Source organism: Allobosea sp. 05T433, assembly GCF_056396065.1.
The window spans coordinates 45534-64681 of record NZ_JBFTKS010000011.1; the positions used below are offsets into that span (position 1 = coordinate 45534).

Here is a 19148-nt window from a genome sequence, read left to right on the forward strand (position 1 = left end):
AGACATGCTCGCAGATCGCGACCGCATCTTTACGAACCTCTACGGCCGGCACGACCTGTCGCTGAAGGGCGCCATGGCGCGTGGCGCCTGGGACGGCACCAAGTTCCTGCTCGAGCAGGGGCGCGACTGGATCATCGACGAGATGAAGCGCTCGGGCCTGCGCGGGCGCGGCGGCGCCGGCTTCCCGACCGGACTCAAGTGGTCGTTCATGCCGAAGCAGAACGACGGGCGTCCGCATTACCTCGTCGTCAATGCCGACGAATCGGAGCCCGGCACCTGCAAGGACCGCGAGATCATGCGCAACGACCCGCATACGCTGGTCGAAGGCTGCCTGATCGCTTCCTTCGCGATGGGCGCGCATGCGGCCTACATCTATATTCGCGGTGAGTATGTCCGTGAGCGCGAGGCGTTGCAGCGCGCCGTCGACGAGGCCTATGCGGCAAACCTCATCGGCAAGAACAACAAGCACGGCTATCCATTTGATCTCTATGTGCATCACGGCGCCGGCGCCTATATCTGCGGCGAAGAGACGGCGCTGCTGGAGAGTCTCGAAGGCAAGAAGGGCATGCCGCGGCTGAAGCCGCCATTCCCGGCCAATGTCGGCCTCTATGGCTGCCCGACCACCGTCAACAACGTCGAGTCGATTGCGGTGGCGCCGACCATCCTGCGCCGCGGCGCGAGCTGGTTCTCCTCGCTCGGCAATCCAAACAATGTCGGCACCAAGCTGTTCTGCGTCTCGGGCCATGTGAACAAGCCCTGCAACGTCGAAGAGGTGATGGGCATCCCGTTCCGCGAGCTGATCGACCGCCATTGCGGCGGCATCCGCGGCGGCTGGGACAATCTGCTCGCTGTCATCCCCGGCGGCTCTTCCGTGCGCATGGTGCCCGCCGAGCAGATCATCGACACGCCGATGGATTTCGATTCGCTCTCGAAGCTGCGCTCGGGCCTTGGCACCGCCGCGGTGATCGTCATGGACAAGTCGACCGATATCGTCCGCGCCATTGCCCGCATCAGCTATTTCTACAAGCATGAGAGCTGCGGCCAGTGCACGCCGTGCCGCGAGGGCACGGGCTGGATGTGGCGCGTGCTCAACCGCATGGCCGAGGGCAGGGCGCAGAAACGCGAGATCGACATGCTGCTGGACGTCACCAAGCAGGTCGAAGGCCACACGATCTGCGCGCTCGGCGATGCCGCGGCCTGGCCGATCCAGGGGCTGATCGCGCATTTCCGTCACGAGATCGAAAAGCGCATCGACGATTATGCCGCCAATCCGCATTCCGAGCCGGCGCGGCTGATGGCGGCGGAGTAAGACCATGACCAAACTCGTCATCGACGGCATCGAGGTCGACGTCCCGGCCGATTACACCGTGCTCCAGGCCTGCGAGGCTGCCGGCGCCGAGGTGCCGCGCTTCTGCTTCCATGAGCGCCTCTCGATCGCCGGCAATTGCCGCATGTGCCTCGTCGAGGTGAAGGGCGGGCCGCCGAAGCCCCAGGCCTCCTGCGCCATCGGCGTGCGCGACCTGCGCCCCGGCCCGAATGGCGAGCCGCCGGTCGTCTCGACCAAGTCGCCGATGGTCAAGAAGGCGCGCGAAGGGGTGATGGAGTTCCTGCTCATCAACCACCCGCTCGACTGCCCGATCTGCGACCAGGGCGGCGAATGCGACCTGCAGGACCAGGCGATGGCCTATGGCGTGGACAATTCCCGCTATGCCGAGAACAAGCGTGCGGTTGAGGACAAGTATATCGGCCCGTTGGTGAAGACGACGATGACGCGCTGCATCCACTGCACGCGCTGTGTCCGCTTTACCACCGAAGTCGCCGGCGGCACCGATCTCGGCGCCATTGGCCGCGGCGAGGACATGGAGATCACGACCTATCTCGAACAGGCGATGGGTTCGGAACTCCAGGGCAACATCGTCGATCTTTGCCCGGTCGGCGCGCTGACCTCGCGGCCCTACCAGAACAAGGCCCGACCCTGGGAGCTGACCAAGACCGAATCCGTCGACGTGATGGATGCGGTCGGCTCGGCCATCCGGGTCGATTCCCGCGGCCGCGAGGTGATGCGCATCCTGCCGCGCGTCAACGAGGCGGTGAACGAGGAGTGGATTTCCGACAAGACCCGCCATGTCGTCGACGGCCTGCGCACGCAGCGTCTCGACCGGCCCTATATCCGGCAGAACGGCGCGCTGAAGCCTGCAAGCTGGAACGAGGCCTTTGCGCTGATCGCGGACCGGCTGAACGCGACCGGGCCTGAGCGCGTTGGCGCGATCGTCGGCGACCTTGCCGCGGTCGAGGAGGTTTTCGCGCTGAAGAGCCTGATGGTCGCGCTTGGCGTCGGCAATATCGACAGCCGCCAGGATGGGACGAAGCTGCATCCCAAGCATGGTCGCGCCAGCTACCTCCTCAATGCCGGCATCGCCGGGATCGAGGATGCAACCTCGCTGCTGATCATCGGCGCCAATCCGCGCAGGGAAGCGCCGATCCTCAACGCCCGCATCCGCAAGCGCTGGCTGCGCGGTGACTTCAAGGTCTCGCTGATCGGCGAACAGGCCGATCTGACCTACGCCCATGACTATCTCGGCGCTGGTCCCGAGACCCTCGCCGATCTCGTCAAGCGCGCTCCGGCTGCCGGCGACAAGCCGATGGTTCTGGTCGGGCAGGGCGCTCTCGCCCGCGCGGACGGCGACGCGATCCTCTCGCTCGCCGCCAAGGCGGCACAGGTGCTGGGCGCGGTCAAGGACGGCTGGAACGGCTTCGGCGTGCTGCACACCGCAGCCGCCCGCGTCGGTGCGCTCGATCTCGGCTTCGTGCCGGGCGAGGGTGCACTCGATGTCGCCGGCATGGTTTCGCCCGGCGCACTCGATGTGCTGTTCCTGCTCGGCGCCGACGAGGTCGAAGTCCCGGCCGGGGCTTTCGTGATCTATCAGGGTACCCATGGCGACCGTGGCGCGCATCGCGCTGATGTCATCCTCCCGGGCGCCACCTATACCGAGAAGTCCGGCACCTATGCCAACACCGAGGGCAGGGTGCAGATGACCGATCGTGCCACTTTCCCGCCGGGCGATGCCCGCGAGGATTGGGCGATCCTGCGGGCGCTCTCCGGTGTGCTCGGCAAGACCTTGCCCTTCGACTCGCTCGCGGCGCTGCGCCAGGCACTCTACGCTGCCCATCCCCATTTCGCCGGGCTCGATACGCTTCCGGCGGCTGACGCCTCTTCGCTTGGCGCCCTTGCGGGACTTGGCGGCAAGACCGACAAGGCTGGCTTCGCCTCGCCGGTCGCTGATTTCTACCAGACCAACCCTATCGCGCGTGCCTCGGCCGTGATGGCGGAATGCTCGGCGCTGGCCTCCGGCCGGATGCGGCAGGCGGCGGAGTAAGGCCAGATGAACTGGGATATCGTCCTCGATCTCGCGATCATTCTCGGCAAGAGCCTGCTGCTGCTGGTTTGCCTGCTCGTCTTCATCGCCTTCATCCTGCTGGCGGACCGCAAGATCTGGGCGGCGGTGCAGCTTCGGCGCGGCCCGAACGTGGTCGGGCCGTTCGGCCTGTTCCAGAGTTTCGCCGACCTGCTGAAATTCGTCTTCAAGGAGCCGATCGTCCCGTCGAGCTCCAACAAGGGCGTCTTCCTGCTCGCCCCGCTGGTCTCCTGCGTGCTCTCGCTCGCGGCCTGGGCGGTCATCCCGGTCGCGGATGGCTGGGCGATCGCCGACATCAATGTCGGCATCCTCTACATCTTCGCGATCTCGTCGCTCGGCGTCTATGGCGTGATCATGGGCGGCTGGGCCTCGAACTCGAAATACCCGTTCCTCGGCGCCCTGCGCTCAGCGGCCCAGATGGTCTCCTACGAAGTCTCGATCGGCTTCGTCATCATCACCGTCCTGCTCTGCGTCGGCTCGCTGAACCTGTCAGCCATCGTGGAGGCGCAGAACACGAGCTGGGGCATGCTGCGCTGGTTCTTCCTGCCGCTGTTCCCGATGTTCGTGGTCTTCTTCATCTCGGCCCTGGCCGAGACGAACCGGCCGCCCTTCGATCTGCCGGAAGCGGAGTCCGAGCTCGTCGCCGGCTTCATGGTCGAGTACTCCTCGACGCCGTATCTGCTGTTCATGCTCGGCGAATACGTGGCGATCATGACCATGTGCTCGCTGACCACGATCCTGTTCCTCGGGGGGTGGCTGCCGCCGTTCCCGATCGCGCCCTTCACCTGGCTGCCCGGCGTGTTCTGGTTCGCGCTCAAAATCTGCCTGGTGTTCTTCATGTTCGCCATGGTGAAGGCCTTCGTGCCGCGCTACCGCTATGACCAGCTGATGCGCCTCGGTTGGAAGGTGTTCCTGCCGATCTCCCTGGTCTCGGTGGTGGTCGTGGCGGCAGTGCTGCAGATCACTGGCTGGGGGCCGGTGCGCTGATGGAATTATCCGCTGCGGGGCTGATCGGCGCTGCCGTCGGTCTGGTCCTGGGGTGGGTGGACTACAAGGTCGTCGGAGATCTCGTCGAGCGCGCGCTGCGCCGGACGGACACCTCGACGACACGCGAGGAGAAGGACGATTACGAACGGCGCATCAGGCTGTTCAGGATCGTCTTTCTGATCGGCACCATGGGGTTCTTCCCCATTCTGGGTTACCTGCTCGGCCGTCTGCTGTTCGGTTGAGTTTGTGAAGAGGATGAGAGCGATGTCACTCGCGCAAGCCGCCAAAGGGCTGCTTCTCAAGGAGTTCGTTTCGGCGTTCTTCCTGTCGATGCGCTATTTCTTCAAGCCGAAGGCGACGCTCAACTATCCCTTCGAGAAGGGCGTGCTTTCGCCGCGCTTCCGCGGCGAGCATGCGTTGCGCCGTTATCCCAATGGCGAGGAGCGCTGCATTGCCTGCAAGCTCTGCGAGGCGATCTGCCCGGCCCAGGCCATCACGATCGAGGCCGGTCCGCGACGCAATGACGGCACGCGTCGCACCACGCGCTACGACATCGACATGACGAAGTGCATCTATTGCGGCTTCTGTCAGGAAGCCTGCCCGGTGGACGCCATCGTCGAGGGGCCGAACTTCGAATTCGCGACCGAAACCCGCGAAGAACTGTTCTACGACAAGGCAAAACTGCTGGCGAACGGTGATCGCTGGGAGCGCGAGATCGCGCGCAACATCGCGATGGATGCGCCGTATCGCTGAGGCGGTGAAGACCTCCGCGGCTCCGGGCATCCGGGGCAGCGGGCAGGGATGACGAGGGATGGGGAGCGTCGCGCGGTTGTCGCGTCCGGCGGGCCTCTCTATAGACGCTCAAAACTGTGCCTGACTCGCTCGGGCACGCTTGAAACGAGGGCCGCCCGCAAGGGCGGAAGGGCTGACCGAGATGAACGCCGCAGCGGCATTCTTCTATCTGTTCTCTGGCATCACCGTCGCTTCGGCGTTCATGGTGGTGTCGTCGCGCAACCCCGTTCATTCGGTGCTGTTCCTGATCCTGGCCTTCGTCAATGCGGCTGGCCTGTTCCTGCTGCTCGGGGCCGAGTTCCTCGCGATGCTGCTGGTCGTCGTCTATGTCGGCGCGGTCGCGGTGCTCTTCCTCTTCGTGGTGATGATGCTCGACGTCGACTTCGCCGAGTTCCGCCAGGGCTTCCTGAACTACCTGCCGGTCGGGGCGCTGGTCGGGCTGATCTTCCTGGTCGAACTGCTGCTGGTGGTTGGCGCCTGGGTGATCGATCCGAAGATCGTCAGCACGCCCGTCGCCGCGATCCCGGCCAATATCAGCAACACCGAGGCGCTCGGCCAGGTGCTTTACACCCAGTATGTCTATTACTTCCAGGCGGCCGGTCTGGTGCTGCTCGTCGCCATGATCGGCGCGATCGTCCTGACGCTGCGCGACCGTCCCGGCGTCAAGCGCCAGAATGTCGTCGCCCAGAACGCCCGCACCAAGGAAACCGCGATGGAAGTGCGCAAGGTGCCCTCGCGCGCCGGCCTGCCTGAGGAGACCGTCTGATGATCGGCCTGGGACATTATCTCGCGGTCGGCGCGATCCTGTTCACGCTTGGCGTGCTCGGTATCTTCATCAACCGCAAGAACGTCATCGTCATCCTGATGTCGATCGAGCTCATCCTGCTCGCGGTCAACATCAACTTCGTGGCCTTCTCGTCGTTCATGAACGATCTCGTCGGCCAGGTCTTTGCGCTCCTGGTGTTGACTGTCGCGGCGGCGGAAGCCGCGATCGGCCTCGCCATTCTTGTCGTCTACTTCCGAAATCGCGGCACGATCGCGGTGGAAGACATCAACATGATGAAAGGCTGAGCGCGCCTGCGCGCCCTGCTAGCTGCCATGTATCACGCGATCGTCTTCCTCCCGCTCCTCGGCTTCCTGATCGCCGGCCTCTTCGGCCGGCTGATCGGATCACGCGCCTCGGAGATCGTCACCACCTCGCTGCTGATGGTCTCGGCCGTCCTGTCCTGGATCGCCTTCTTCAATGTCGGCTTCGGCGCGGGCACCACGCGCATCCAGGTGGCGACCTGGCTCGCATCCGCCGATCTGCGCGTCGACTGGGCTTTCCGCGTCGACACGCTGACAGCGGTCATGCTGGTCGTCGTCAACACCGTCTCCTCGCTCGTGCACCTCTACTCGATCGGCTACATGCACGAGGATCCGCACCGGCCGCGCTTCTTCGCCTATCTCTCGCTCTTCACCTTCGCCATGCTGATGCTGGTGACGGCGGACAACCTGGTCCAGATGTTCTTCGGTTGGGAAGGCGTCGGTCTCGCCTCCTATCTGCTGATCGGCTTCTGGTACCAGAAGCCCTCGGCGAACGCGGCTGCGATCAAGGCTTTCGTCGTCAACCGCGTCGGCGATTTCGGTTTCCTCCTCGGCCTCGCCCTGGTCTTCGTGCTGTTCGGCTCGGTCACCTTCGACAGCATCTTCCCGAAGGCGGGCGAACTGACCGGCCAGACCTTCCGGTTCCTCGGCTATGAGTGGAACGCGCTGACCCTGACCTGCCTGCTGCTGTTCATGGGCGCGATGGGCAAGTCGGCGCAGTTCCTGCTCCACACCTGGCTGCCTGACGCCATGGAAGGCCCGACTCCGGTCTCGGCACTGATTCATGCCGCGACCATGGTCACCGCCGGCGTCTTCATGGTGGCGCGCCTGTCGCCGATCTTCGAATATGCGCCGGTCGCAATGACCGTCGTCGTCGTCATCGGCGCAACCACCGCCTTTTTCGCGGCGACCGTCGGTCTGGTGCAGAACGACATCAAGCGCGTGATCGCCTATTCGACCTGCTCGCAGCTCGGCTACATGTTTGTCGCGCTGGGCGTCGGAGCGTATTCCGCCGGTATCTTCCACCTCTTCACCCACGCCTTCTTCAAGGCGCTGCTGTTCCTCGGGGCCGGCTCGGTCATCCACGCGATGCACCATGAGCAGGACATGCGCCGCATGGGTGGGCTGCGGAAATACATTCCCTTCACCGCGGCCGCGATGACGATCGGCACGCTGGCGCTGACCGGTTTCGGCATTCCCGGCACCATGTTCGGCTTCGCGGGCTTCTTCTCGAAGGACGCGATCATCGAGAGCGCCTTTGCGGCCAAGCATGGCTTCGCCACCGACTACGCCTTCGTGCTGCTGGTCGTGGCTGCCTGCTTCACCTCGTTCTACTCCTGGCGCCTGTATTTCATGACCTTCGAGGGGCGTCCACGCTGGGCCGACCACGGCCATGACGCGCATGGTCATGACGATCACGCTCATGCCGCGCACGCGCATGGTCACGATGACCATGCCCATGTCGGACATGGCCATGACGGTCACGGCGATCACGCGCACCAGCCGCATGAGAGCCCGCTCAGCATGCTCGTGCCGCTTGCGGTGCTCGCGCTCGGTGCCGTTGCCGCGGGCTTCGTCTTCAAGGAAGCCTTCATCGGCCACGACTACGAGCATTTCTGGAAGGCCTCGCTGTTCACCGGCAAGGACAACCACATCCTGCATGCGATGCACGAGGTTCCCGGCTGGGTCGTGGCCTCGCCCTTTATAGCGATGGTGCTCGGCTTCGTCGGCGCGCTCTACTGCTACGTGCTGCGCCCGGACGTGCCAGGCAAGCTCGCGAAGGCGAACCCTGTCCTGTACCGCTTCCTGCTCAACAAGTGGTATTTCGACGAGATCTACGACTTCCTGTTCGTTCGCCCGGCGAAATGGCTCGGCCGCTTCCTCTGGAAGAAGGGCGACGGCTTCATCATCGACGGTTTCGGCCCCGATGGCGTCTCGGCTCGGGTGGTCGATGTCACGAACCGCGTCGTCCGGCTGCAGACCGGTTTTGTCTATCACTATGCCTTCGCCATGCTGATCGGCGTCGCGGGCCTGGTGACCTGGTATTTGCTGACTCGCGGGTGAGATGATGTTCGGTTTCGGTATCCTCACCGGTCTACTCCTCCTGCCGCTGGTTGGCGCCGCCTTCATCCTGGCGCAGCGCGGCGACGAGGCTTCGGTCAGCTCCAACGCTCGCTATGTCGCGTTGGCGACGACGATCGCGACCTTCTTCCTGGCTTGCGTCGCCTGGGGCCGGTTCGACTCGGCCAATCCGGCCTTCCAGCTGGTGGAGACCCATGGCTGGGTCTCGGATGCGATCAGGTTCAAGCTCGGCGTCGACGGTTTCTCATTCCCGTTCGTGGTGCTGACCGCCTTCCTGATGCCGTTCTGCATCCTCGCGTCCTGGACGTCGGTCGAGAAGCGGGTTCGCGAATACATGGTCGCGTTCCTGATCCTCGAGACGCTGATGATCGGTGTCTTCGTCGCGCTCGACCTCGTGCTGTTCTACGTCTTCTTCGAAGCCGGCCTGATCCCGATGTTCCTGATCATCGGCATCTGGGGCGGCAAGCGCCGCGTCTACGCGTCCTACAAGTTCTTCCTCTACACGCTGCTCGGCTCGGTGCTGATGCTGCTCGCGCTGATGGCGATGTACTGGAATGCCGGTACCACCGACATCCCGACGCTGCTTGCGCATAAGTTCCCGGTCTCGATGCAGCCCTGGCTCTGGCTCGCCTTCTTCGCATCCTTCGCCGTGAAGATGCCGATGTGGCCGGTCCATACTTGGCTGCCTGACGCCCACGTGGAAGCACCGACCGCGGGCTCCGTCATCCTGGCGGCGATCCTGCTGAAGATGGGCGGCTACGGCTTCATCCGTTTCTCGATCCCGATGTTCCCAGAAGCCTCAGCGATGTTTGCGCCGCTGGTCTTCGCGCTCTCCGTCATCGCCATCATCTACACCTCGCTGGTGGCGCTGATGCAGGAGGACATCAAGAAGCTGATCGCCTACTCGTCCGTCGCCCATATGGGTTTCGTCACCATGGGCCTCTTCACCCTGACGCCGCAGGGCATTCAGGGTGCGATGTTCCAGATGGTCAGCCACGGGCTGGTCTCCGGCGCACTCTTCCTTTGCGTCGGCGTGATCTATGATCGCATGCATACCCGCGAGATCGCCGCCTATGGCGGGCTGGTCAACCGGATGCCGCGTTACGCCGTCGCCTTCATGGTCTTCACCATGGCCAATGTCGGGCTGCCCGGCACGGCCGGCTTCGTCGGTGAGTTCCTGACCATCTTGGGGGCCTTCAAGGCCAATCCCTGGGTCGCGTTCTTTGCAGCTTTCGGCGTCATCCTCTCGGCCGGCTATGCGCTCTGGCTCTATCGCCGCGTCGTGTTCGGCGAACTGGTGAAGCCCGAGCTCAAGAGCATCACCGATCTCAACACCCGCGAGGTCGTCATCCTCGCTCCGCTGATGCTGCTGACGATCTGGTACGGCATTGCGCCGGGTACCATCCTCGACGCCTTTGCTGCGCCGACCGAAGCCCTCATCAAGAATTATCAGGCCGCACTCACCGCCGCGAAAACGGCGATGCTGGTCGTACAGTAAGGTTTGGCAGCAATGACCTTGCCCGCCCTCGGCCCAGCTCTGCCGGAAATCACCCTCGCCATCGGCGCGATCGCCATGGTGCTCTACGGCGCCATCCGCGGCGAGGGCGCGACCCGTACGCTCGAAGCCTTCGGACTTGCCTTGCTCGCGCTAGCGCTCGTGATGGTGCTCTCGGGCACCGGCAAGGCGGTGACCTTCAACGGCGGCTTCGTCGCTGACGGTTTCGCGCGCTTCATGAAGGCACTGACCCTGATCGGTGCCGGCGCGGCGATCGTGCTCGCAGGCGATTTCATGCGCCGCGACGGCTCGATGCGTTTCGAGTTCCCCGTGCTGGTCGTGCTCGCCACGATCGGCATGATGATGATGATCTCGGCCAGCGACCTGATCGGCCTTTATATCGGTCTCGAGCTGCAGAGCCTTGCGCTCTATGTCGTCGCCGCCTTCGACCGCGACAATACCAGGTCGACCGAAGCGGGCCTGAAGTACTTTGTCCTCGGCGCGCTGTCCTCGGGCATGCTGCTCTATGGCAGCTCGCTGGTCTATGGCTTCACCGGCACCGTGACCTATTCCGGCATCGCCCAGGCCGTCCACGGCGAGCATATCAGCCTCGGGCTGATCTTCGGCATCGTCTTCGTCGCCGCCGGCCTTGCCTTCAAGATCTCGGCCGTGCCCTTCCACATGTGGACACCGGACGTCTATGAGGGTGCGCCGACGCCGGTCGCCGCCTTCTTCGCGACTGCGCCCAAGATGGCTGCGATGGCGATGATGGTTCGCATCTTCGTCGGGGCGTTCCCGGGCGCGCTGCATGAGTGGCAGCAGATCATTATCTTCATGTCGATCGCCTCGATGGCGCTCGGCGCCTTCGCTGCCATCGGCCAGCGCAACATCAAGCGCCTGCTCGCCTATTCCTCGATCGCCAATATGGGCTATGCGCTGGTTGGCCTTGCGACAGGAACGGCAGCGGGCGTCCAGGGCGTGATGACCTATATGGCGATCTATCTCGCCACGACGCTTGCCGCTTTTGCCTGCGTTCTGCTGATGCGCCGCAACGGCAAGCCGGTCGAAGACATCTCCGAGCTTGCCGGGCTCTCGCGTACCAATCCCTGGATGGCTTTCGCGCTGGCGATGATGATGTTCTCGCTCGCCGGCATTCCGCCGCTGGCCGGTTTCTGGGCGAAGTTCTACGTTTTCTATGCCGCGATCGATGCCAAGCTCTACGCACTTGCCGTGATCGGCGTGGTGACCAGCGTGGTCGGCGCCTACTACTACCTGCGCGTCATCAAGGTGATGTATTTCGACGAGGCGAAGCCGGCCTTCGAGAAGGGGGACATCGGCGTGCGCGGCGTGCTGCTGGTCTCGACTCTGTTCGTGCTGATGCTCTCGTTCGTGCCGGCCCCGCTGTTCGACTCGGCTGCTGCTGCCGCCAAGTCGCTGTTCTAAGGGGGCGGGCGGCGTGCTCGGCGAGGCGGCACGCGCCGCCGGCTACCGGCTGATCGTGCGGGACGCGGTAGGCTCGACCATGGAAGAGGCGCGTCGCGCCTCCGACCAGGGCGACCCTGGCTTACTCTGGATCGTGGCTCGCAGCCAAAGCGCCGGGCGTGGCCGTCATGGCCGCAACTGGGGCTCACCGCCCGGAAATCTCTACGCCAGCCTCTTGCTCGTGCAGCCCTGCGAACCTGCGCTGGCGCCGCAGCTCGGGTTTGTTGCCGGCCTCGCCTTGCATGACGCCGCAGCCAGGGTGACCGGCCTCTCTGCTCCGCGCCTTGTTTTGAAATGGCCCAACGACCTGCTGATCGACCGCGCCAAGACGGCGGGGCTGCTGCTCGAAGGCGAGAGCCGGGCAGGGCGCTTTGCGGTCACCATCGGCATGGGCGTCAATGTCGCCAGCCGACCGGACGATACCCCTTATCCCGCGACCTTCCTGAAGGCCGAAGACCAGGCTGCGAGTATCGAGGCTCTGCTGGCCGCGCTCAGCGACGCCTGGGTTGCCCGCTTCGATGCCTGGTCATTGCCGGGCGGCTTTGGCCCGGCCCGGGCGGCCTGGCTCGAACGTGCAGCATTCCTCGGCGAGACCATCACCCTGCGCCTGGCGGAGGGGCCGCTGAGCGGTCGCTTCCTTGGCCTCGATGCTTCGGGTCGGCTCGAGCTCGATGTCGCAGGCGCGCGACATCTGGTTGACGCAGGCGATCTCTATTTCGGCCCTCCCGGCTGAACGGCTACGCCTGTCCCAGAGCGGCTCCTGTCGCGCTTCCACGGCCTTCATGCTAGGCCTTGCCACTCATCCGGCGCGCTCTGCGCCCTGCCTTTTGCCTTAGGATTTCCCGTGACCCGTTCCAGCGACCAACTCGTCTTCGTTCCCCTCGGCGGCCTAGGCGAGATCGGTATGAATGCGGCACTCTATGGCTTCGGGCCTGAAGGGCGGCGCAAATGGATCCTGGTTGATTGCGGCCTGTCATTTGCCGGTCCCGATGTTCCGGGCGTCGACATCGTCCTCCCCGACCTGCGCTACATCATCGAGGAGCGGGCCAATCTGCTTGGCATCGTGATCACCCACGCGCATGAGGATCATATTGGCGCGCTCGCGGCGCTGTGGCCCTCCCTGCGCGCGCCCGTCTACTGCACACAGTTCGCGGCCGGGCTGCTTGCCACGCGGCGGCTGGGCGAGCCCGGCGCTCCGAAGGTGCCGATCAACGTCGTCGCCCAGGGCGGACATGTTACGCTGGGGCCCTTCGAGATCGAGTTCGTGCCGGTGGCGCATTCCATTCCGGAATCCTGCGCGCTGGCGATCCGTACTCCGGTCGGCCTCGTCGTTCATACCGGCGACTGGAAGATCGACCCGACGCCGCAGGTCGGCCTGCCAACCGACGAGAAGCGACTGCGCGAGCTCGGCGACGAGGGCGTGCTCGCCCTGATCTGCGACTCGACCAACGTTATGCGTGACGGCATCAGCCCGAGCGAGGCGGACGTCGCAGCCAAGCTGAAGGAACTGGTCGCTTCCGCGCCCGGCCGAGTCGCCGTCACGACATTCGCCTCGAATGTGGCCCGGCTGCGGGCCGTCGCCGAAGCTGCCATGGCCGGTCATCGCGATGTCGTCGTGGTCGGCCGTGCGATGGACCGTGTCATCGATGTCGCGCGCGAATGCGGCTATCTCGACGGCATTCCGGCATTCCGCTCCGTCGAGCACTATGGCTACCTGCCGCGCGACAAGGTTGTGGCGCTGCTCACCGGCAGTCAGGGTGAGCCGCGCGCCGCGCTCTCGCGCATTGCGTCCGACGATCATCCCGAGATCGCCCTGTCGCCAGGCGACCGTGTGATCTTCTCGTCCCGCACCATTCCGGGCAATGAGAAGGCGGTCGGCAACATCCTGAATGCACTGGCACGGGACAATATCGAGATCATCACGGACCGCACGCATCTCGTCCATGTCTCGGGCCATCCGCGCCGCGAGGAAATGGCCCGGCTCTATGGCTGGCTCCGACCGAAGATCGCCATTCCCGCCCATGGAGAGGATCTGCATCTGAGCGAGCACGCGGCCTTCGCACGCGGGCTCGGCGTCAAGAACGTCGTTCGTGCCGGCAATGGCGACATCATCGCCATTACGGCCGATGGCGCCGGCAAGATCGATGAAGCACCCCATGGCCGGCTCTATCAGGACGGGGCTCTCCTGGTGAATGCCATGGAGAAGACGATCCAGGAGCGCCGCCGGCTCTCCTTTGCCGGCATGATTTCGGTCGCGGTTGCGGTTGACGACAAGGGCGGTATCGCCGGCGAGCCAGAGATTGCCGTGCTGGGCCTGCCGCCGGCCGCGCGCGACGGCACGCCCTTCGACGAACTGGTCGCCGATGCGGTCTCCGACCTGCTCGACAACATCCCCAAGGCGCGTCGCCGCGATCCTGAAGCGCTGCGCAACGCGCTGGAGCGTGGCCTGCGTAGCACCGTCAACGAGGAATGGGGCAAGAAGCCGCTGGTGCATGCGCTGGTGATCGAAGTCTAAGATATCGGCCCGAAAACTGGATTGCGGTTTTCGGGCCGATGCCAGCGCGGAAGGCTAGATCATCGGCAGTATGGACGGCGGTGTTCTCGCCGGATGCAAGGGAGCTCTGAATGATTGGTCGCCTCAACCATGTCGCCATCGCCGTAAAGGACCTTGCGGCCTCGAGTGCGCTCTATCGCGATACGCTCGGTGCACGCGTCTCCCAGCCGCTGCCGCAGCCTGAGCACGGCGTCACGGTCGTCTTCGTCGAGCTGCCCAACACCAAGATCGAGTTGCTCGAGCCCCTTGGAGCGGATTCGCCTGTCGCGAAATTTCTCGAGCGGAATGTCGATGGCGGCATTCATCACATCTGCTACGAGGTCGACGACATCCTGGCTGCGCGGGACCGGCTGAAGGCAACGGGCGCGCGCGTGCTCGGTTCCGGTGAGCCGCGCATCGGCGCCCATGGCAAGCCAGTCCTGTTCCTGCACCCCAAGGATTTCTGCGGAACGCTTGTCGAACTGGAACAGGCCTGAGATCCGACGGCGCGAAACAAGCGGGAGACGATTGATGATCGAGTTCTTCGGTGAGCCCGAAGCGGGCTCGCCACGCCCGTTCAGTGCGGCGACGCGGGCAGCGGGGCTTATCTTTGTCTCCGGACATTCGGCTCCGCATGATCCTGCGAACGGCATCCACCGCGGTGCGACACCGGTCGATGAGGTTCGCAATGCGCTGGGGCGGATCAGCGAGATTCTGACGGAAGCGGGCAGCAGCCTCGACCGTGTCGTGCAGATGACGATGCTGATCACCGACCCATCCGACTACGTCGCCTGCAATGCTGAATATGTGAAGCATTTCCCCGGCGGCCTGCCGGCGCGCCATACCGCGCGCTTCGGCGTGCCCACGGAAGCGCGCGTCGCATTCTCCTGCGTCGCCTTGGTCGGATAGGCTTTCGCGTGGATTGCGAGGGGCTGCGGCAGCGAGGAGCCTTGCCGCAATCCCGCTGGCTTGCCATGAGATGACCGCCTCCGCCCGAGAAAGGATCAGGCCATGACCATTGCTGGCGGTCTCGCCGTTTATTTCGTGATCTGGTGGACGGTTCTGTTCGTGACCCTGCCGTTCGGGGTCCGCAGTCAGGCGGAGGACGGGGAGGTCGTTCAGGGCACCGAGCCAGGCGCGCCCGTGCTTCCGGGCCTCGCCAAGAAGGCGCTGATCACAACGATCCTGGCCGGAATCATCTTCGTGTTCGTCTGGTATATCTGGTCGGCCTACGATCTTTGATCGGCCGCGGACGGTAACGCCAAAAACAAAGGGCAAGGCCGAAGCCTTGCCCTGGAGTCTGTTTTTTCCGCAGTAACGGCGCACATCTGGTTGCGTGCGACTCATATACTAGGCGGGCGTTTGTTCCTCCCGAGACCTGGTCCGCGGCGCTCAAGGTTTCCCCGAGCGAGCCCAGCGCCAGATGAGTATCCGATTGTGACAGGGCTGTCACCCATTTAGGCAGCGCTAGCCTGATCTTTTTGCAAGTTAAATGAAGTTTGCTCTTGTGCAGTGCAGCATGCTCCAGATGTGGCGGCTCAACGCCTTGTTCCCGTCAAAGGATGCCGTTACGACGCCGGTGATGATCGGCCGGATCCTCCGGCAACGACGGAGATGCTTCACATGCTGCGCAGTTCTCTCGCCATTCTCGCCCTTGCTGCGTCGCTCGGCTGCGCTCAGGCGCAAGCGCCGGCCTCCGATCCCAACAATACGGTCGTGCTCGAGACCAAGGACGGCAACATCACGATTCGTCTTCGTCCCGATCTGGCGCCCAAGCATGTCGAGCAGATCAAGGCGCTGACCAAGCGTGGCTTCTATGATGGTATCGTCTTCCATCGCGTCATCGACGGCTTCATGGCCCAGACCGGCGACCCCACCGGCACCGGCACGGGCAAGTCAGACCTGCCTAATCTCCCGGCTGAATTCAGCCCCACGCCCTACAAGGTCGGCTCGGTCGGCATGGCGCGTTCCGCCTCGCCCGATTCCGCCAATTCCCAGTTCTTCATCTGCTACGAAGGCTGCGGTTCGCTGACGGGGCAGTACACGCTGTTCGGCGAAGTAGTGTCCGGCATGGATGTGGCGCGCAAGATCAAGAAGGGCAGCTCGGCCAATAATGGCCAGGTCAGCGGCCCCGACAAGATCGTGCGCATGCGTCTTCAGTCCGACGCGAAATAGCAACGAGCGGCTACCTGCATGTCGCGTGTCCTGCCCCTGTTCGTCGCCGGCTTGTCGATCGTCATGGTCGGCGCTGGCGCGGCACAGGACACACGCGACCTGGGATTGCCACCGCCCTCCGGCTCGCAGAACCCGGTTCTGCCTCCGCCTTCCGGCTCGCAGAATCCCGTGCTGCCCCCACCGACGGGGCAGCGCTACCTGCCGGGGATCGGCGGGCCGTTCGGGGAACACGCGCCACGCCGCGCCATTCCAAGCCTGCCGCCTCCTGTCGATTCGGGGCTGAGCGGTTCGGTCTCGCCAGTGACGCGGAGCTTTGAAGGCGACGCCGTCGATCGCGTTTCGGAGCTCGGTCCAGCGTTTCGACGCTGCTGGAATCCGCCTGCGATGACCGGCTCCAGCGACAGCGCCATGGCGACTGTCCGCTTCAGCCTGCGGCGCGACGGCACCATCTTTGGCCAGCCGCGCGTCACCTGGGAAACGCGCCGCACCGACCCCGATCTGCGGGAACGGTTCACCGCCTCCGTGATCGACGCCATCCGAAACTGCGCACCTGTGAGGTTGTCGCCGCGCTTCGGAGCGAGTATCGCGGGGCGACCCTTCACCATTCGCTTCCACGGCCGTGCGCCGTCCAATGAAAGGCCGATCTGATGTCGCTCGATCCCGAGAACACCCTCGTCATGGAAACCACAAAGGGCCGCGTTGTCATCAAGCTGCGCCCCGACCTCGCCCCTGCCCATGTCGAGCGCCTGAAGACGCTGGCGCGCCAGGGCTTCTATGACGGCATCGTCTTCCACCGCGTCATTGATGGCTTCATGGCGCAGGTCGGCTGCCCGCATGGCACCGGCACCGGCGGCTCCGACCTGCCGGACCTGAAGGCCGAGTTCAACGCCGAGCCGCATGTTCGGGGCATCTGCTCGATGGCCCGTTCGCAGAACCCGAACTCGGCCAACAGCCAGTTCTTCATCGTCTTCGACGACGCCCGCTTCCTCGACAAGCAGTACACGGTCTGGGGGCAGGTCGTTGAAGGCATGGAGAATGTCGACAACATCAAGCGGGGCGAGCCGGTGCGTGAGCCGGACTCCATCGTCTCGATGAAGGTGATGGCCGACGCGGCCTGATATCGCCACGGGCCCCGTTCGAACGGGGCCTGAGTTCAGATGAGCCCTCATCCCGGCAGCGCCGCAGGCGCGTCCCGACGGATGGGGGCTCATCTTGTTCTGGTTCGCAGTTTTGTGAGGCGGATTCGATCGTGGATGTCGAACTTTTCGACTTCGACCTGCCGGAAGAACGTATCGCGCTGAGGCCCGTCAGCCCACGCGATGCTGCGCGGATGCTCGTGGTGCGGCCGGATGCAGCCGAACCATTCGAGGATCGCGGCGTTCGCGAACTCGCCAGCCTGCTTCAACCCGGCGACGCGCTCGTCCTCAACGATACGCGCGTGATCCCGTCCCGGCTCTACGGCCGGCGCGTCAGGGGAGAGGCCTCGGCGCGCGTCGAGATCATGCTGCACAAGCGCGAAGCATCCGACCGATGGCTCGCGTTTGCCAGGCCGGCCAAGAAGCTCGCTCTCGGCGAGACGGTCGTGTTCGGCTCGGATGCGGCATCGAATGCGTGCGAGCTCGGCGCGCTGCATGCCGAGGTCGTCGGAAAGGGCGAGGGCGGCGAGGTCGAGTTGCGCTTTGCCTGGTCCGGTCCGGTGCTCGATGAAGCGATCGCGCGGCTGGGTGAGTTGCCGCTCCCGCCCTATATCGCGGGCAAGCGGCCGACCGATCTGGCCGATGCCCACGACTATCAGACGGTTCACGCCCGTATGGATGGAGCCGTGGCCGCCCCGACCGCCGGTCTCCACTTCACGCCGGAGCTGTTTGCAGCCCTCGACGCGCACGGCGTTTCCCGCCATTTCGTGACGCTTCATGTCGGCGCGGGCACGTTCCTCCCGGTCAAGGCCGAGGATACGCGCGAACACCGCATGCATGCCGAATGGGGTAGCGTGAGCACTGAGACCGCAGCAGCGCTGAACCAGGTCAAGGCAAGGGGAGGCCGCATCGTTGCCGTTGGGACCACGGCCCTGCGGCTGCTCGAGAGCGCTGCCGGTGAGAACGGGGTCGTCGCGCCATTCTCCGGTGATACGGCCATCTTCATCACGCCAGGCTATCGCTTCCGGGCCGTCGATATCCTGATGACGAACTTTCACCTGCCGCGCTCGACACTGTTCATGCTGGTCTCGGCTTTCTGCGGGCTCGACCTCATGAAACAGGCCTATGCCCATGCGATCGCGGAGAAATATCGGTTCTATTCCTATGGTGACGGCAGTTTGCTGTTCAGGGCTGAACCCACCACGCCACGCCACGCTTGATCCGGCTCGCAATCGGCCAGCGAAAATGCTACCCGGCAGGGTGAAGAGGATTGTGACACCCTATGGCCGATATTTTTCGTGAGATCGACGAGGAGGTCCGGCGCGACAAGGCGGCGGCGCTCTGGAAGAAATATGGCAACCTGCTGATCGGTTTGGCCGTGGCTGCTGTCGTGGCCGTCGCAGCCTGGCAGGTCTGGCTGTATCGCGAGCAGCAGGCTTCGCAGGCCGTGGGTGCGCGGCTGGAAGAGGCGCTGAGGGCTTCGCGCGACAATCGCGGCGCCGAGGCGGAGTCGATCCTCGTTGACCTCGCGGCCAACGCGCCGGCGGGATACCGCCAGATCGCGCGGTTCCGCCTGGCTGCCGAAACCGGCAAGCGCGACGCTGCCGCGGGCGCAACGGCCTTCGACGCACTGGCGAATGACAGCTCTCTCGATCAGCTCTATCGCGATCTTGCCCGGCTTCGTGCCGGGATGTTGCGCGTCGATCTTGCGCCCTATGCCGAGACCCGCGCCGCGCTTGAGCCGCTCGCGTCTCCGCAGGGCGTCTGGCGCCATTCGGCCCGTGAGTTTCTCGGCATTGCCGCCCTCAAGGCCAATCTGTTCGAGGATGCCGGCCGCTGGTTCGATGCCATCGTGACCGATCCGCAATCGCCGCAGGTGCTGCGCCAGCGTACCGATCTCTATCTTGCGCTGGTGCGCGGCGGCGCCGTCGAGACCAAGAATTGACCCGACGCGCCGATCCCGG

Annotated in this window: 20 protein-coding genes; all 20 read left to right on the top strand. The window is 64.5% G+C overall.

The annotated features are described in order from the left end of the window. Positions 1-4: 4 nt before the first annotated feature. The 20 genes from nuoF to AC1DGP_RS16890 all read left to right on the top strand — a co-directional run bounded on the left by nuoF (position 5) and on the right by AC1DGP_RS16890 (position 19129). Positions 5-1309, top strand: a complete 1305-nt coding sequence (gene nuoF / locus AC1DGP_RS16795) for an NADH-quinone oxidoreductase subunit NuoF (RefSeq protein ID WP_113518448.1) — start codon at positions 5-7, stop codon at positions 1307-1309. Between the two features lie 4 nt (positions 1310-1313). After that, positions 1314-3377, top strand: a complete 2064-nt coding sequence (gene nuoG / locus AC1DGP_RS16800) for an NADH-quinone oxidoreductase subunit NuoG (protein ID WP_441505505.1) — start codon at positions 1314-1316, stop codon at positions 3375-3377. A 6-nt stretch (positions 3378-3383) separates the two neighbouring features. Beyond that, a complete protein-coding gene (nuoH, locus tag AC1DGP_RS16805) occupies positions 3384-4403 on the top strand; it encodes an NADH-quinone oxidoreductase subunit NuoH (RefSeq protein ID WP_113518450.1) in 1020 nt (339 codons plus the stop codon). Further along, complete coding sequence (locus AC1DGP_RS16810) at positions 4403-4645, top strand: hypothetical protein (protein ID WP_441505506.1); 243 nt, start codon at positions 4403-4405, stop codon at positions 4643-4645. The genes nuoH and AC1DGP_RS16810 overlap by 1 nt, the downstream gene beginning before the upstream one ends. A 22-nt stretch (positions 4646-4667) precedes the next feature. After that, a complete protein-coding gene (nuoI, locus tag AC1DGP_RS16815; protein WP_043236790.1) occupies positions 4668-5156 on the top strand; it encodes an NADH-quinone oxidoreductase subunit NuoI in 489 nt (162 codons plus the stop codon). 181 nt (positions 5157-5337) lie between these two features. Continuing rightward, the gene (locus tag AC1DGP_RS16820) at positions 5338-5961 is read left to right on the top strand and encodes an NADH-quinone oxidoreductase subunit J (protein WP_113518452.1); all 624 of its coding nucleotides are present in this window, start codon (positions 5338-5340) and stop codon (positions 5959-5961) included. Next, positions 5958-6266: an NADH-quinone oxidoreductase subunit NuoK gene (gene nuoK / locus AC1DGP_RS16825; protein ID WP_043236787.1), complete on the top strand. Its 309-nt coding sequence runs from the start codon at positions 5958-5960 to the stop codon at positions 6264-6266. The genes AC1DGP_RS16820 and nuoK overlap by 4 nt, the downstream gene beginning before the upstream one ends. Positions 6267-6293: 27 nt before the next feature. Beyond that, entirely contained in the window at positions 6294-8345 is a 2052-nt protein-coding gene (nuoL, locus tag AC1DGP_RS16830; RefSeq protein WP_441505507.1) for an NADH-quinone oxidoreductase subunit L, read from the top strand. A gap of 4 nt (positions 8346-8349) precedes the next feature. Beyond that, a complete protein-coding gene (locus tag AC1DGP_RS16835; RefSeq protein WP_441505508.1) occupies positions 8350-9861 on the top strand; it encodes an NADH-quinone oxidoreductase subunit M in 1512 nt (503 codons plus the stop codon). Between the two features lie 12 nt (positions 9862-9873). Beyond that, positions 9874-11301 (top strand): NADH-quinone oxidoreductase subunit NuoN, encoded by a 1428-nt coding sequence (gene nuoN / locus AC1DGP_RS16840; protein ID WP_441505509.1) that lies wholly within the window; start codon positions 9874-9876, stop codon positions 11299-11301. Between the two features lie 13 nt (positions 11302-11314). Then, positions 11315-12073 (top strand): biotin--[acetyl-CoA-carboxylase] ligase, encoded by a 759-nt coding sequence (locus AC1DGP_RS16845; RefSeq protein ID WP_476832325.1) that lies wholly within the window; start codon positions 11315-11317, stop codon positions 12071-12073. Between the two features lie 111 nt (positions 12074-12184). Further along, entirely contained in the window at positions 12185-13855 is a 1671-nt protein-coding gene (locus AC1DGP_RS16850) for a ribonuclease J (RefSeq protein WP_441491867.1), read from the top strand. Between the two features lie 110 nt (positions 13856-13965). Continuing rightward, the gene (gene mce / locus AC1DGP_RS16855) at positions 13966-14370 is read left to right on the top strand and encodes a methylmalonyl-CoA epimerase (protein ID WP_476770135.1); all 405 of its coding nucleotides are present in this window, start codon (positions 13966-13968) and stop codon (positions 14368-14370) included. 34 nt (positions 14371-14404) lie between these two features. Continuing rightward, positions 14405-14782 (top strand): RidA family protein, encoded by a 378-nt coding sequence (locus tag AC1DGP_RS16860; RefSeq protein ID WP_476770136.1) that lies wholly within the window; start codon positions 14405-14407, stop codon positions 14780-14782. A 102-nt stretch (positions 14783-14884) separates the two neighbouring features. Then, complete coding sequence (locus tag AC1DGP_RS16865) at positions 14885-15115, top strand: DUF1467 family protein (protein WP_069880671.1); 231 nt, start codon at positions 14885-14887, stop codon at positions 15113-15115. A 381-nt stretch (positions 15116-15496) separates the two neighbouring features. Further along, on the top strand, positions 15497-16048 hold the full coding sequence (locus tag AC1DGP_RS16870) for a peptidylprolyl isomerase (protein WP_441491865.1): 552 nt from the start codon (positions 15497-15499) through the stop codon (positions 16046-16048). Positions 16049-16066: 18 nt separating this feature from the next. Then, on the top strand, positions 16067-16696 hold the full coding sequence (locus AC1DGP_RS16875) for a hypothetical protein (protein ID WP_441491864.1): 630 nt from the start codon (positions 16067-16069) through the stop codon (positions 16694-16696). Then, positions 16696-17166, top strand: coding sequence for a peptidylprolyl isomerase (locus AC1DGP_RS16880; RefSeq protein ID WP_441491863.1), 471 nt, complete (start codon positions 16696-16698; stop codon positions 17164-17166). The genes AC1DGP_RS16875 and AC1DGP_RS16880 overlap by 1 nt, the downstream gene beginning before the upstream one ends. Positions 17167-17297: 131 nt before the next feature. After that, the gene (queA, locus tag AC1DGP_RS16885) at positions 17298-18404 is read left to right on the top strand and encodes a tRNA preQ1(34) S-adenosylmethionine ribosyltransferase-isomerase QueA (protein ID WP_441505512.1); all 1107 of its coding nucleotides are present in this window, start codon (positions 17298-17300) and stop codon (positions 18402-18404) included. 62 nt (positions 18405-18466) lie between these two features. Next, a complete protein-coding gene (locus AC1DGP_RS16890; RefSeq protein WP_441505513.1) occupies positions 18467-19129 on the top strand; it encodes a tetratricopeptide repeat protein in 663 nt (220 codons plus the stop codon). The last annotated feature ends 19 nt before the right edge of the window (positions 19130-19148 follow it).

Bases quoted from the DNA above. Each gene is read 5' to 3' on its own strand.
- nuoF (WP_113518448.1), top strand. From the start codon at position 5: ATGCTCGCAGATCGCGACCGCATCTTTACGAACCTCTACGGCCGGCAC.
- nuoG (WP_441505505.1), top strand. From the start codon at position 1,314: ATGACCAAACTCGTCATCGACGGCATCGAGGTCGACGTCCCGGCCGAT.
- nuoH (WP_113518450.1), top strand. From the start codon at position 3,384: ATGAACTGGGATATCGTCCTCGATCTCGCGATCATTCTCGGCAAGAGC.
- AC1DGP_RS16810 (WP_441505506.1), top strand. From the start codon at position 4,403: ATGGAATTATCCGCTGCGGGGCTGATCGGCGCTGCCGTCGGTCTGGTC.
- nuoI (WP_043236790.1), top strand. From the start codon at position 4,668: ATGTCACTCGCGCAAGCCGCCAAAGGGCTGCTTCTCAAGGAGTTCGTT.
- AC1DGP_RS16820 (WP_113518452.1), top strand. From the start codon at position 5,338: ATGAACGCCGCAGCGGCATTCTTCTATCTGTTCTCTGGCATCACCGTC.
- nuoL (WP_441505507.1), top strand. From the start codon at position 6,294: ATGTATCACGCGATCGTCTTCCTCCCGCTCCTCGGCTTCCTGATCGCC.
- AC1DGP_RS16835 (WP_441505508.1), top strand. From the start codon at position 8,350: ATGTTCGGTTTCGGTATCCTCACCGGTCTACTCCTCCTGCCGCTGGTT.
- nuoN (WP_441505509.1), top strand. From the start codon at position 9,874: ATGACCTTGCCCGCCCTCGGCCCAGCTCTGCCGGAAATCACCCTCGCC.
- mce (WP_476770135.1), top strand. From the start codon at position 13,966: ATGATTGGTCGCCTCAACCATGTCGCCATCGCCGTAAAGGACCTTGCG.
- AC1DGP_RS16860 (WP_476770136.1), top strand. From the start codon at position 14,405: ATGATCGAGTTCTTCGGTGAGCCCGAAGCGGGCTCGCCACGCCCGTTC.
- AC1DGP_RS16865 (WP_069880671.1), top strand. From the start codon at position 14,885: ATGACCATTGCTGGCGGTCTCGCCGTTTATTTCGTGATCTGGTGGACG.
- AC1DGP_RS16870 (WP_441491865.1), top strand. From the start codon at position 15,497: ATGCTGCGCAGTTCTCTCGCCATTCTCGCCCTTGCTGCGTCGCTCGGC.
- AC1DGP_RS16875 (WP_441491864.1), top strand. From the start codon at position 16,067: ATGTCGCGTGTCCTGCCCCTGTTCGTCGCCGGCTTGTCGATCGTCATG.
- AC1DGP_RS16880 (WP_441491863.1), top strand. From the start codon at position 16,696: ATGTCGCTCGATCCCGAGAACACCCTCGTCATGGAAACCACAAAGGGC.
- AC1DGP_RS16890 (WP_441505513.1), top strand. From the start codon at position 18,467: ATGGCCGATATTTTTCGTGAGATCGACGAGGAGGTCCGGCGCGACAAG.